Raw genomic sequence first — 13,006 nt, 5'->3', positions numbered from 1 at the left:
TTTACAGAATGACAAAAGGCACGTCGTGGGACGTGCCTTTTTTATTGGAGAGCGTCGTAGGCCTTAGCCGGTTGAGCCGCTTTTCAGCTGCTGCTCTGGTGGGCGTGGCGTCGGCACGGGCAGATCTGTGGCGGTTGCCCAGGTGGTGATTGTCCGAACCTGCCCTGATGTCTGGGGTTTCAGGAAGGTTTCGTGGCCCGGCAGACCCATGGGGTAAAGCGCTTCACGCTCGGCCTCATAGGCGACGCTCTTGTCCGTGCAAAGCCGGATGCGCATATCCTGCGGTGCCACATCGCTGCGGTTTTGAATGGCTTCCAGCGAACCGGACGCCGGAAGCTTGCCATCGAAAGCCTCCGTCAGATATTTGGCTGCGCGTTCGTTGCGCTCGCGCTCTGTCGTCGCGCCAAGGATCACGACCATCACGCGCTTGCCATTGCGGGTGGCAAGACCAACATAGTTTCGGCCTGAGGCACAGAGAAAGCCGGTTTTCATTCCGACGGTTCCATCAAAGCTGGTCAGCAAGGCGTTGTTGGACTTGATTTCCTTGCCATCGATGATGACGGCTGACCCTTGGAAGAAACGGCTATATTCCGGATAGGCTTGCTCGATCTCCATGCCGAGAATGGCCAGATCACGCGCCGTGGAATAGTTGCTGCGGTCAAACAATCCATTCGGGCTGGCGAAATGCGTGCCAGTCATTCCAAGGCGTTGCACCTGCGCATTCATGCGCTGAATGAACGCAGTTTCGCTCGGCGCAACTGCCTCCGCCAAAGCCACGGCGACATCATTGGCAGACGCCGTCAGTGCTGCATAAAGCGCGTCTTCAAGCGTCATCGTTCGGCCAAAGGTCAGGCCGGATTCGAGGAAGGCCTGCTTGGTTGCGTTGCGCGTCATCATGACAGGAGTGGAAAGGGTAACTTCACCGGCCCGCAGCGCTTCGAACACAACCAGCGCCGTCATCAGCTTGGTGGTGGATGCAGGATACCACGGCACGCCCGCATCTTCCTGATAAAGGACCTGACGGCTGGCGGTATCGACAACCAGAACCGGCGTAGCATTGGCAGTTCCCGCAGCCAGAAGGGACGTAGCGACAACAATCCGTGCCCACAAGTGTTGAGCCAATTTCGGTTTCATCAAGCGTCGGTCTCCAAGCCTGTCATATCATGTGTTCGCCTGAGCGGTTTTTCCGACACCTGCATAAATCCCTGAGAGGGAATGTCCATAAGCAAGCTGCGATAAAATGTTCGTGACAAGTGGCTGAGCATCACACGCCACGACCGATCAGATCATTGACCTTGCGCGCAAATACATCATTCTGGAACGGCTTCGTCATCACATGCATGCCCTGCTCCAGATGGCCGTGGTTGAGAACGGCATTTTCCGCGTAACCGGTTATGAAGAGAACGCCGAGGTCTGGCCGGGCGATGCGCGCCGCTTCCGCCAATTGGCGCCCGTTCATGCCATTGGGCAAGCCGACATCGGTCACCAGCAGGTTGATCTGGGTGTCGGCATTGAGGATGGCCAGCGCGGATTTTCCGTCATCGGCTTCCAGAACCCGGTATCCGAGCTCTTCCAACTGCTCGACGGCAACCATCCGCACCAAGGGTTCGTCATCCACCACCAGCACCGTCTCGCCGCCGCTCGATTGTGGTGCGGGCGCCTGTTGGGCCTCGCCACCCTCTTCCGCATCAGCCTCTGCGCCGTGGCGCGGCAGGTAGATGCTGATCGTGGTGCCTTCACCAATTCTGGATTCGATGCGCACTGCGCCGTTTGATTGGCCTGCAAAGCCGTGCACCATGGAAAGGCCAAGGCCAGTGCCCTGCCCGATGGGCTTGGTGGTATAGAATGGATCGAAGGCACGCGACATGACCTCTGCCGACATGCCCGTTCCGGAATCTGCAACGCACAGGCAGATATATTCACCGGCTTTCAGGCCCACGTCTTTTGCCGCGCGCGCATCCAGCCAGTGGTTGCCGGTCTTGATGGTCAGAGTGCCGCCATCGGGCATGGCATCGCGCGCATTGATGCACAGGTTGAGCAGCGCGTTTTCGAGTTGGCCCGCATCGACGAAGGTTGTCCAGAGATTGTCCGCCGCATCGGTTTGAACCTCGATGCTGGGGCCGATACTGCGATGGACAAGCTCCAGCATGCCGGTGACGAGAGCGTTCACATCGGTGGTTTTCGGAGCCAGCGTCTGGCGGCGCGAAAAGGCCAGAAGCCTCTGCGTCAAGGCCGCGGCACGTTTGGTGGCGCCGGTTGCGCCAACGATATAGCGATCCAACTCGCCAACACGCCCCTGGGCAAGACGCGTCTTCATCATCTCCAAGCTTCCGGCAATGCCAGCCAGAATATTGTTGAAATCATGCGCCAAGCCGCCGGTGAGCTGACCGATGGCCTCGATCTTCTGTGCCTGTCGCAACTGCTCCTGCGCATCGGCAAGCTCTTCTTCCTGAGCCTTGTAATCCGAGAGATCACGGCCCACCGCAATGAAATTCACATTGTCGGCTTCTGGCGACACGGTCCAGCCGATGGGCGTCCACACACCGCTCTTGGTCTGGATGCGGTTTTCAAACTTCGTCGGCTGGGCGGTCTTTGCCATTTCCACCAGTGCCGCCGTCGTTCCTGGCACGTCGTCAGGGTGGATGATATCGACGTAAGGGTTGGTCAGCAGCTCCTGCTCGCTCCAACCCAGAACCTTGCCCCATGCAGGATTGACGGCTGACATTTCACCGTCATAGCTGGCACGGGCCAGCATATCCTGCGAAAGCCGCCAGAGCTGATCGCGTTCGGCGCGGGCAATTTTCTCATTGGTCACATCGCGGATGATGCAGTAAATCTTGCCGTTCTCGGGCACGCAGACCCAGGAAAACCAGCGATATGCCCCGTCCTTGGTCCGGTATCTGTTTTCGACCTCAATGACAGCCTCACCATTTATCAGTGTGGCAAGAGCTTGATCTGCGTCTGCAATATCGCCCGGGTGCAGCAGATCGGAATAGGTGAAGCCGCGCATTTCATGGGCGGTGTATCCCAGCGTCTTGCCCCATGCGGGGTTGGTTGCCAGAAAACGGCCATCCATACCCATCACGGCGAGCATATCGGGATTGATGTTCCAGGTCGTGCCCTGTTCCAGCACGCGCTCCAGCACCTGCCGCTCCAGGTCTTCATTCAGCGCTTCAAGTTGCCTTGCCGCCTTGACCCGCTCGGATGTATCGCGCAACACGGCAAAAACGCCGAGTGTGGTGCCATCCTCATCGGCTACCGGCGAATAGTCGAGATCCAGCCACACGTCTTCGGCAATGCCATTTCTAAACAGCGTCAGAGGCTGATCCTTATAGGACAGCGTTTTGCCAGCCATGCCCAACTTCATGACATGATCGTTGAACTCTGCAGCCTCCGGCCACGCCTCCCGAACAGCGGAACCCATCAGGCCGGGGTGCCTTTTGCCCGCGATTTCGACATAGGCATCATTGTAGATCATCACGCCTTCATCTCCCCACATTGTGGCGATGGCAACGGGAGAACGCAGCATCGTCGCCACGATGGTCTGAATGGTCACGCTCCAGCCCTCAATCGGCCCAAGCGACGTTTTGGACCAGTCGAAGCGATGGATGACGTCGGCCGCCTCACCACTTTCGGGCAAACAGGATGGCCGGGAAGAACCTGCGGGCATTCAAAACTCCAGACGCAAAAACGCTATAAGGCTTTTAAAGGTGTTTTCGTTCACCTCACAACGCAAGTTTTTGACATGACGACCCTGCACATCAGGCATGGCCATGCATGGGCGCGCCATGCTGGCCCGCAAATGGTGTGTTGAGGAAACAGGGGTCAACAGAATTTTGTCCTTCTCTGTTCTGCAAGGAACCGCATATCAGCACATGCGTTCACCGCTTCGCGAGGCCATGCTAAGGGCTAGCGCATGTCACACGTTCACCTGACCAACTGCCCACAGCCTTTTGTGCTGCCTGTTGAAAAGGCCAATGATGTGACCCTTTTTGGGCATGAGGCGGGATAAAGACATGGACTTTCCGAAAACTGTGAGCGCGGTAACCGCCGGTCCGACCTATCCGAAGACCGATGGGGCTTCGTCCAATATGCTTTCGGGAAGAACGGTGTTGATCCTGATCGGCGTGGCGTTTCTGCTGCGTGTGGGTGAGGATATCTTCATTCCGCTTGCGCTTGCCCTGCTTTTATCCTTCACGTTGGCACCCATCGTTTCATTTTTGCGCAAACGATCTGTGCCGAAAATACTGGCGGTCATTCTGGCTGTCATATCGGCCTTTACCGCCATCGCCATTTTCAGCTTCATCGTGGCCACCCAGGTCGCCAATCTCGCCACCAACATTCCCACCTACCAGCGCAACATCGTCAGCAAGGTGCAAACACTGGCCCAAGCCGGTGCGGGCAACGGCTTGCTGGATCACCTGAGCAAGGTCGTGGAAAAGGTGGGCGCGGAAATTCAGGTGAGAGCGGTGGAAAGCCAGGACACCGCGGCGCCTGTGGCACCACCGCGCGAACCGATGCCGGTGGAAATCATAGCCCGCTCCAACCCGCTGCAGACACTCGGAAACCTGATCCTGCCCTTGATCAGCCCCTTTGCCACGGCAGGTCTTGTCATCGTTCTCGTCGTTTTCATGCTTCTGGAGCGGGAAGATCTGCGCGACCGCTTCATCCGGCTGGTGGGCCTCAGTGATCTGCACCGCACCACCGCAGCGCTTCAGGATGCGGGCAAGCGCGTTGGCAAATATCTGCTGATGCAGCTGGTTGTGAATACGCTCTATGCTGTGCCCATTACCATTGGTCTGTGGGTGCTCGGCATTCCCAACGCCATACTCTGGGGGCTGCTGACGCTGGTCTTAAGGTTCGTTCCCTATATCGGCCCCGTCATCGGCATGATCCTGCCGCTGTTTCTGGCTCTGGCCATTGCGCCCGGCTGGTCGCTTGTTGCGTGGGTAGCTGCGCTGTTCATCACAATTGAAATCATCAGCAACAATGTGGTGGAGCCCTGGCTTTACGGATCGCATACGGGGCTTTCTCCGCTGGCCATCATCGTTTCGGCGATCTTCTGGTCGTGGCTGTGGGGGCCAATCGGGCTTATGCTCTCCACACCGCTGACCGTCTGCCTTGTGGTTCTGGGCCGCTATGTTCCGCAATTCGGCTTTCTGGACGTTCTGCTTGGCAATGAGCCCGTGCTGGAACTGCATGAAAAGCTGTATCAAAGATTGCTGGCGGGTGATCCGAACGAGGCGACCGACAATGCCGAGGAATATCTCAAGGAAGAATATCTCGTCGATTACTACGACAAGGTTGGGCTGCCAGCTCTGCTGTTGGGTGAGATGGACCGCCAGCGCGGCGTGATGTCCGACGCACAGATCGGGCTGTTTTCCAGCAGTTCGCTGACGCTGGTCGACAATCTCTCCGACATTGCCGACGAGGAAGAAAACGAAGAGGACGAGGCCGAGGCCTCTATCATCGTCAACGACCCGACCGAGTTGCCGGATGGGCGCGGCCAGACCATCCTATGCCTTGGCGGACGCGGAGCCATAGACGACGCGGCAGCTGCCATGCTGTCGCAGATCATCGAGATACAGGGTGCAGAGGTCTCATCAGCCAGCTATGCCGGATTTGCCGGTCGCGGCACGCAAGGGTTTGCCATAGATGGTGTCGAAACTGTCGTGGTCTCGTTCCTGAACGGTAATTCCAAATCCCATGCCCGCCAGATTATCAGGCGTCTGAAGCGGGCAAGGCCAAAATTGCGGGTGGGGATTTTGATGCCGACCGCCGACGGACAGAATTTCGGGCAGATCGATGCGGCCGAAATCAGCGCCGATTTCATCGCGACATCGATGAGCGAGGCAGCGCGGCTTGCGCTCACCAAATCCACGCCAAGGGAATTGACGGTTATCGCCAGAAAGATCGGTCGCCCGAGACTGAAAGCTGCCAAACCGATAGAGGCCGCCTAGACTTCCGGCACTGGCTGGGGCCATCGAATAAGGGCTTCACGCCCGGCATCAGTGAGGCCGTAAATGCCCCTGTCCAGACGTTCGAACCAGCCATAGACATTGGACTGCAGGATTTTCGTGGCTTCGGGAATCCGCTCCCGAACATCTCGAACGCGCAAGGGTGCCTCAGCGAGAACGGCTGCGCATCCGAGCGCCTGCTGGCGATAAGCCGTCATGACCGGTGTGCGGGTGCTGCCGCCCAAAACCGGGTCGCCGCGCCTCTTCTGGTGCTCCCGAACCAGCCTCGAGCGCCGCTTGGCGTTGGTTCGCGGCATGGGTGAAACGGAAGCAACGATGATGCTGACATCGCCAAGATCTGACACCCCCAGCATGCCGATGCCGAGGCGGCGGCACAGATCCCTGTAACGCTTGTCAGCCTCGCGCCCCTTGCCTTTGGCTGAAATTCTAGCCGCAATCCAGACCTCGTCGGAAACCGCAGCGCGGTCAACCGCCTGAAGGATAAGCTCAAGATTGAAAGTCAGCTTTAGCTCGCAAACGACCACGACAGGCGGATCATCGCCGCTCAGCCCCACCAGATCGCACCCGCTGATCTCCCCTTTTACGGAAAAGCCAGCGGCTTCCAGAAACGCTTTGACTGGCAAATAGAGCGAAGTTTCCATGCGGACTGACTATCAAATCAACCCGTCATGGACAAGATAACAGCGAGGACGTGATGTGCCGTCAATGCCTCACGTGCAGGTCTTCACCAATCAGGCAGCACTCATATTTCTGACTGCGACCTCTTCGAACATCCGTCCGAGATTAAGAAAACAGATCATGCCGTCCGGTTGCGCGATGATACCGTCCGCATAGCGCATGCCCGGCGATACGCTGATCTCCGGTACTGGCTGAAGCATGTTTTCGGGAATCGTCAGAATATCGGAGACCCGATCGACGACCAGTCCCATCGCCAGACCATGAACCTCGGCCACAACGATGGCGCTCCGCTCATTGGGCTCAGTGCTGTCCATACCAAGCTTGTTGGCGAGATCGATGATAGGAATAACCGTGCCACGCAGGTTCATGACACCAATGACGTCGGGCGGCGAGTTTGGAATCGGCATCGCTGGGCCCCATCCCCGGATCTCGCGGATCGTTCTTGTCAGCACGCAGAACGTCTGATCGTGCAGTCTGAATGCGATGATTTCGAACGTGCCGGTCGAGTTAGGACCGCTTTCCGTAACAGACATCAGAATTCCCCCAGCTTCCCTTAGGCGCGGTGCTTCCCAAGAAAACACTCGCTATCTTGCCGACAAAGCGTTTTGCAGACGATGCAACCAAGCGATGAGCGGTGAACACTACCTTAGCGATAGATAAGGTTTTATGCAACGCGCTTCCAAGCGGGAATTGCGAAATCAATTCGTGCAAGCGAGGCGCTCGGGGTAGATCAAAGTTCAATGAGAGACTTATTCGGCTGCATCAACAGCAATGGCTGGGGCGCCAGGATTCGAACCTGGGAATGCCGGTACCAAAAACCGGTGCCTTACCGCTTGGCGACGCCCCAACAGGGCAGTGGGCGAAGCGCCACGACCTGAATGCGGCCTGATTAGCAAAGCGCAATGGCAGCGGCAATCATTAAGTTGCGTGGCGCGCAATATTTCTTGTGTGTCGGTCTAATTCTTCATGTTACGTCAGGGGGTACGACGCCGCCTGCCCTATCGTCGCAAGGCCGGGGCTTCGTACACTGCGGTAAGTGCAGGCCGCGAGCCTCATCAAAATCGAATACGAGTGAGCATTGACTGAGCCTATGACAGACCCGGAATTCAACCGCGATTTTCAGCCCGCTTATGGCAATGCGGTGCCGGTGGCGCATAGCGTGCAGCGCATCACCGTCAACAACCCCTCGCCTTTCACCTTTCATGGCACCAACAGCTATATTGTCGGCGAAAAATCCGTTGCGGTGATTGATCCGGGGCCGGATGACGATGCGCATTTTCACGCATTGATGGCCGCGCTGGAAGGCCGCGAATTGACCCATATTTTCGTTAGCCACACCCACCGCGACCACTCGCCACTGGCGGCGCGGTTGAGGCAGGCGACCGGGGCGCTGACCGTTGCGGAAGGGCCGCATCGCGCCGCAAGGCCGTTGCATGAGGGTGAGCGGAACCCGTTTGCCGAGAGCTCGGATACCGCTTTCGTGCCGGATATCGTACTTGGCGATAATGAGAGCATCTCGGGCGATGGCTGGACACTGACGGCGCTGCATACGCCCGGTCACACGGCCAATCATTCCGCCTTTGCGCTTGAGGGTACCGGCATCGTCTTTTCAGCGGATCACGTCATGGCATGGGCGACGACCATCGTTGCGCCACCGGATGGTTCGATGAGCGACTATATGGCGTCGCTGACAAAGCTTCTTGAACGGGACGACAGGCTGTTTTTGCCCGGACATGGCGGGCCGGTCAATGAACCCACCGCCTTCATACGTGGCCTTCGCACTCACCGGCGCATGCGCGAAAAAGCCGTGCTGGCACGTCTGCATGCGGGTGACAGGACCATCCCAGACATGGTGAAAATCATCTACAGAAGCACCGACCCGCGCTTGCATGGCGCAGCGGCACTGTCAGTCCTCGCCCATATGGAAGACCTGCTGGAAAAAGGGCACGTGCAGACGGATGGTCCTCCATCTTTGAACGGGCTTTATTTTCCGACCTGAAAGGCGAGCCGCGCAGTGCGTCAGTTGTCGTTGAGGCCCTGCATTTCGGCGTCCAGCGCATCGAGATAGGCCTCGGCGATTTTCGCGCCCATGCCCAGATCATGCGGGCCAAAGCGCGACGCAACGCGCACGTCCACCAGCGTGGTTTCCGTGTCTTCGCGCAGCCTTATCAGAACATCAAAGCGCAGGCCCCAGATGAGGCTGCGGGTCTCGCCCTGCATCACAACCACGCCGCTGCCATTGAAGAAGGTTGGTGCCGGAGCCTCTGCAGGGCGAGCCAGAGGCACGGGAACATTGGCCGGCAACTCATCGACCGGCGTGTCGCTTGCGCCTTCATTCTGGTCCTGCTGCGGCATGCCGGGCTGCGTATCCGGCAGCGAACCGATCAGACCATCGGTGTGGGAAATGCGGATGCGCTCGGCTTTCGCAACTTTGCGCGCCGCCGCATAGACGCGGTCGATGGCGCCTTCATAGCGGTGGCCTGCAAGGCTTGGATAGGCTGCTACCTGCACATCCCTCTCCGCTTTGGAAACGATGAGCGGGCGCGGCAGCCATTGCTGGTTCGCGGTCGGGATGGACAACCAGTTCGGCGCGTCCACCACATCTGTCGTCACATCGTAAATGTGGGGCTTTTGCCAATAGAGAAAGCCCGCAAATGCGACAACGCCCAAGGGGATGGCGGCGAAGAAGATGGCGCAGAGCGACCACAGCCCGCCTTTCGCGCCTGTTGACCAAAGCCGCTGGAGCCCGATGAGGGCCAATAGCAGCGCAACAGCGGCAATGGCTGCGGAGATGAGCGTGAGCGAGATGAAGTCCGGCAATGTCAGCGGGCCGAAGCGATGCAAGGGGGCCGCGACCAGAAACAGAACAAGCGCTGCCAGCCCGAGATATCGGGAAAGATATGCCGCATAGGACACGGGCCGAACGAAACGCACAGTCATAGGGCGGCACCTGGCTTGGCATGTCGCTGCTGCAAACACTTAGACCGTTTGCACAACATGCCCTAGTATTTCAACAAGAGCGTTTCGCGCAAAACATCCGATTTTGCAGGGAATCGCCGGGACATCACGTCATAATGGGTTTTGAGTTCAAATGGAATCGACACACCCCTTGAACAGCGCATGGTCGGCGTTTTGTGCACTTTTCTCAAAGCACGAACAATCGTATCAATGAAACACAGGGCAGTTCAGTTTGCTGCCATCAAGGAGTTATCATTATGCGCGTTTCCATCGTTCTCGGCACAATTGCAACCGTGCTATCGCTGTCATCCTGCCAGACACTGACGCCGGAAGAACAGCGCGCCCGCGACGAAACGACCTGCCGTGGCTATGGCTTCCGCCCCAACACCGACCCGATGGCCGGATGCCTGCTGGATCTCGATCTCGACCGCCGCGCCGACACCCGCGCCTGGCAGGCGCAATCGAGCCGCGACATGTTCTACCGCCCCGTGGTGGTGGAGCGCCGCATCATCGTGCAGAATCGTTAGGCCAGCCGTTACACCTTGGCGGGAATAGCTCTGAACGGGACGACCCTGGAAACGGTTTTCGCGTTGCGCTTATCCGTCATGGCAAGCGTGGCCTGCGCGGCAGACAGCCTAGCAATCGGCACGCGGAAGGGTGAGCAGGAGACGTAATCCAGCCCCACATCCTCGCAGAAATGGATGGAGGTCGGATCGCCGCCATGCTCACCGCAGATGCCGAGTTTCAGCTCTGGCCGGGTCTGGCGACCGCGGTCTGCGGCGATGCGGATCAGTTCACCCACGCCATCGAAATCCAGCGAAACGAATGGGTCACGCTCGATGATCCCCTTGCGCTGGTAGGTTTCGATAAAGCGGGCCGCGTCATCACGGGAAATACCGAAGGTCGTCTGCGTCAGGTCGTTGGTGCCGAAGGAAAAGAATTCCGCGGCCTCGGCAATGACATGAGCCCGCAAGGCAGCGCGCGGAAGCTCGATCATGGTTCCGGTCAGATATTCCAGCGTCATGCCGGTTTCCTGTGCAACCGAGACGGCGACACCATCGATGACGGCGCGGACATAATCCAGCTCTGAACGCAGACCGACCAGCGGCACCATAATCTCCGGCACCACGGGTGCGCCGGTGAGGCGTGCGGCTTCCACTGCCGCTTCGAAAATGGCGCGGGCCTGCATTTCGGCAATTTCCGGATAGGAGATTGCCAGACGGCAGCCGCGATGGCCGAGCATGGGGTTGAATTCATGCAGCGCATCCAGCCGCTGCCGAAACAGCGTTTGCGACATGCCCATGGCGGCGGCAACCTCGACGATTTCGCCATCGGTCTTGGGCAAAAATTCGTGCAGTGGTGGGTCCAGCAGACGGATGGTGACCGGCATGCCGTGCATGATGGAAAACAGTTCGGTAAAATCCTGCCGCTGCATGGGCAGTAACTGATCGAGTGCGGCGCGCCTGCCCTCTTCAGTTTCAGCAAGGATCATTTCCCGCATCACCTGAATGCGGTCGCCCTCGAAGAACATGTGTTCGGTGCGGCAAAGGCCGATGCCTTCCGCGCCGAACGCACGCGCGGCGCGGGCATCTGCCGGGGTATCGGCATTGGTGCGCACCGTCATGCGCCGGGTGCTATCGGCCCACTCCATCAACTTGGCGAAATCGCCTGAGAGTTCCGGCTGGGTCATGGGGACTTCGCCTTTCATCACACGGCCGGACGAGCCGTCTATGGTGATGACATCACCCCTTTTCAGCATGCATCCGACGCCGATCAACACATTGCTGCGCAGATCCACCCGCATGGAGCCAGCGCCGGAGACGCAAGGTATGCCCATGCCGCGCGCGACGACCGCCGCATGGCTCGTCATGCCGCCACGGGTGGTGAGGATGCCTTCTGCGGCGTGCATGCCGTGAATATCTTCGGGGCTCGTTTCCATGCGCACCAGAATAACGCGGCGTCCTTCGGCTTTGGCGGCAACCGCCTCATCAGACGTGAAGACGATCTCGCCGGAGGCAGCACCGGGAGAGGCCGGAAGGCCAGAGCCGATAATCGGGCGTTCGACGGAAGGATCGATGGTGGGATGCAGCAACTGGTCAAGCGATGAGGGCTCGATACGGCAGATGGCCTCATCCTTGGAAATCAGGCCCTCTTCCACCATGTCGACTGCGATCTTCATCGCCGCCTTGGTCGTGCGCTTGCCAGCGCGGGTCTGCAACATCCACAATTTGCCGCGCTCTATGGTGAACTCCATGTCCTGCATATCGCGGTAATGGCCTTCTAGGCGCTGGCAGATGCCAATGAATTCCGCGAAAGCCTCCGGCATCAGCTTTTCCATGGAGGGCTTGTCGGAGCCGGAACAGATGCGTGCATCTTCGGTGATGGATTGCGGCGTGCGAATGCCCGCGACCACATCTTCCCCCTGCGCATTGACCAGAAACTCTCCGTAAAGCTCCTTTTCGCCGGTGGAGGGATTGCGGGTGAAGGCAACGCCGGTGGCAGAGGACGAGCCGAGATTGCCGAACACCATGGCCTGCACATTGACCGCAGTTCCCCAGTCTCCGGGAATGTTGTGCAGATGGCGATAGGTGACGGCGCGGGTGTTCATCCAGCTTGCAAATACGGCACCGATGGCACCCCACAATTGCACCTGTGTATCCTGCGGAAAGGGATCGCCAAGCTCTTCCTCGATCAAGCCTTTGTAGAGCGACACGATATGCTGCCATTCACTGGCGGAAAGCTCAGTGTCATATTCATGGCCGAGGCGGCCCTTCTCGTCTTCGAGAATTTCCTCGAAGATTTCATGGTCGAGCCCCATCACCACATCGGCATACATCTGGATGAAGCGGCGGTAGCTATCCCATGCGAATCGGGCGTCGCCGGAAATCTCGGCCAGCGCCTGCACGGTTTCGTCATTGAGGCCGAGGTTGAGTACCGTATCCATCATGCCTGGCATGGAGGCGCGCGCGCCGGAGCGGATCGAAAGAAGCAGCGGCTGAGGTCCCGCACCAAAGGTGCAGCCAGTGATGGCTTCCATCCCGCGCAAGCCAGTGGTGACCTGAAGTTTTAACTCTTCCGGGAGGCATCGGCCACCCTGATGGTAGCGCGCACAGGCTTCGCTGATGATGGTGAGGCCCGGAGGAACAGGCAGGCCGAGGCTTGCCATTTCGGCAAGATGGGCACCCTTGCCACCCAGCACGGCGAAGTCGCTCGCGCGCCCTTCGGCGGCCCCGTCGCCGAATGTATAGACCCATTTTTTCATTCTACGCTCTCCACCCAGAAGCGTTCTATTTTTCAACCCTTTACAGCATTGTCATAGTGTTGGAAACGGCAGTTCTTGCACCATTGCACGGCAGTGCAGCATAAATGCGGCGCATGTGTTGATAAAATCA

The 13,006-nt window shown here is 58.6% G+C and carries 9 protein-coding genes and 1 tRNA gene; 3 read left to right on the top strand and 7 right to left on the bottom strand.

Annotation, left to right across the window (positions count from 1 at the left end; all coding sequences use genetic code 11):
• Window positions 1-63 precede the first annotated feature (63 nt).
• Both RQI55_RS09540 and RQI55_RS09535 read right to left on the bottom strand, forming a co-directional pair.
• The gene (locus RQI55_RS09540; protein ID WP_042618215.1) at window positions 64-1,134 is read right to left on the bottom strand and encodes a D-alanyl-D-alanine carboxypeptidase family protein; all 1,071 of its coding nucleotides are present in this window, start codon (window positions 1,132-1,134) and stop codon (window positions 64-66) included.
• A gap of 130 nt (window positions 1,135-1,264) precedes the next feature.
• Entirely contained in the window at window positions 1,265-3,670 is a 2,406-nt protein-coding gene (locus RQI55_RS09535; protein WP_243256500.1) for a PAS domain-containing sensor histidine kinase, read from the bottom strand.
• A 346-nt stretch (window positions 3,671-4,016) separates the two neighbouring features.
• Between RQI55_RS09535 and RQI55_RS09530 the strand changes: the two genes are divergently transcribed.
• Window positions 4,017-5,960, top strand: coding sequence for an AI-2E family transporter (locus RQI55_RS09530; protein ID WP_409233707.1), 1,944 nt, complete (start codon window positions 4,017-4,019; stop codon window positions 5,958-5,960).
• Here RQI55_RS09530 and RQI55_RS09525 read toward each other — a convergent pair.
• The 3 genes from RQI55_RS09525 to RQI55_RS09515 form a co-directional block, all read right to left on the bottom strand.
• Window positions 5,957-6,619: a DUF2161 family putative PD-(D/E)XK-type phosphodiesterase gene (locus tag RQI55_RS09525; RefSeq protein ID WP_243256501.1), complete on the bottom strand. Its 663-nt coding sequence runs from the start codon at window positions 6,617-6,619 to the stop codon at window positions 5,957-5,959. The genes RQI55_RS09530 and RQI55_RS09525 overlap by 4 nt on opposite strands.
• 90 nt (window positions 6,620-6,709) lie before the next feature.
• Window positions 6,710-7,189 carry a chemotaxis protein CheW gene (locus RQI55_RS09520; protein ID WP_042618212.1) on the bottom strand — a complete coding sequence of 160 codons (480 nt, stop codon included), beginning with the start codon at window positions 7,187-7,189 and terminating at the stop codon, window positions 6,710-6,712.
• A gap of 239 nt (window positions 7,190-7,428) precedes the next feature.
• Window positions 7,429-7,503, bottom strand: a tRNA-Gln gene (locus RQI55_RS09515).
• Window positions 7,504-7,746: 243 nt separating this feature from the next.
• Between RQI55_RS09515 and RQI55_RS09510 the strand changes: the two genes are divergently transcribed.
• Entirely contained in the window at window positions 7,747-8,655 is a 909-nt protein-coding gene (locus tag RQI55_RS09510) for an MBL fold metallo-hydrolase (RefSeq protein ID WP_243256992.1), read from the top strand.
• A 20-nt stretch (window positions 8,656-8,675) separates the two neighbouring features.
• Here the strand turns inward: RQI55_RS09510 and RQI55_RS09505 are convergent, their stop codons facing one another.
• A complete protein-coding gene (locus RQI55_RS09505; RefSeq protein ID WP_243256502.1) occupies window positions 8,676-9,596 on the bottom strand; it encodes a DUF1499 domain-containing protein in 921 nt (306 codons plus the stop codon).
• 275 nt (window positions 9,597-9,871) lie between these two features.
• Between RQI55_RS09505 and RQI55_RS09500 the strand changes: the two genes are divergently transcribed.
• A complete protein-coding gene (locus tag RQI55_RS09500; RefSeq protein WP_042618436.1) occupies window positions 9,872-10,141 on the top strand; it encodes a hypothetical protein in 270 nt (89 codons plus the stop codon).
• An 8-nt stretch (window positions 10,142-10,149) separates the two neighbouring features.
• Here the strand turns inward: RQI55_RS09500 and ppdK are convergent, their stop codons facing one another.
• Window positions 10,150-12,876 (bottom strand): pyruvate, phosphate dikinase, encoded by a 2,727-nt coding sequence (gene ppdK, locus RQI55_RS09495; RefSeq protein WP_243256503.1) that lies wholly within the window; start codon window positions 12,874-12,876, stop codon window positions 10,150-10,152.
• Window positions 12,877-13,006: the final 130 nt, after the last annotated feature.

It is taken from the genome of Rhizobium sp. WCS2018Hpa-16, from assembly GCF_031843705.1.
In the GTDB taxonomy this organism is placed as follows: Bacteria; Pseudomonadota; Alphaproteobacteria; order Rhizobiales; family Rhizobiaceae; genus Agrobacterium; species Agrobacterium tumefaciens_C.
This window is presented reverse-complemented; position numbering and strand designations above follow the sequence as displayed.

What these genes read in the sequence shown, in the direction of transcription:
- ppdK (WP_243256503.1), bottom strand. Translation starts at nt 12,876, where the DNA reads ATGAAAAAATGGGTCTATACATTCGGCGACGGGGCCGCCGAAGGGCGC.
- RQI55_RS09500 (WP_042618436.1), top strand. Translation starts at nt 9,872, where the DNA reads ATGCGCGTTTCCATCGTTCTCGGCACAATTGCAACCGTGCTATCGCTG.
- RQI55_RS09510 (WP_243256992.1), top strand. Translation starts at nt 7,747, where the DNA reads ATGACAGACCCGGAATTCAACCGCGATTTTCAGCCCGCTTATGGCAAT.
- RQI55_RS09540 (WP_042618215.1), bottom strand. Translation starts at nt 1,134, where the DNA reads ATGAAACCGAAATTGGCTCAACACTTGTGGGCACGGATTGTTGTCGCT.
- RQI55_RS09520 (WP_042618212.1), bottom strand. Translation starts at nt 7,189, where the DNA reads ATGTCTGTTACGGAAAGCGGTCCTAACTCGACCGGCACGTTCGAAATC.
- RQI55_RS09505 (WP_243256502.1), bottom strand. Translation starts at nt 9,596, where the DNA reads ATGACTGTGCGTTTCGTTCGGCCCGTGTCCTATGCGGCATATCTTTCC.
- RQI55_RS09530 (WP_409233707.1), top strand. Translation starts at nt 4,017, where the DNA reads ATGGACTTTCCGAAAACTGTGAGCGCGGTAACCGCCGGTCCGACCTAT.
- RQI55_RS09535 (WP_243256500.1), bottom strand. Translation starts at nt 3,670, where the DNA reads ATGCCCGCAGGTTCTTCCCGGCCATCCTGTTTGCCCGAAAGTGGTGAG.
- RQI55_RS09525 (WP_243256501.1), bottom strand. Translation starts at nt 6,619, where the DNA reads ATGGAAACTTCGCTCTATTTGCCAGTCAAAGCGTTTCTGGAAGCCGCT.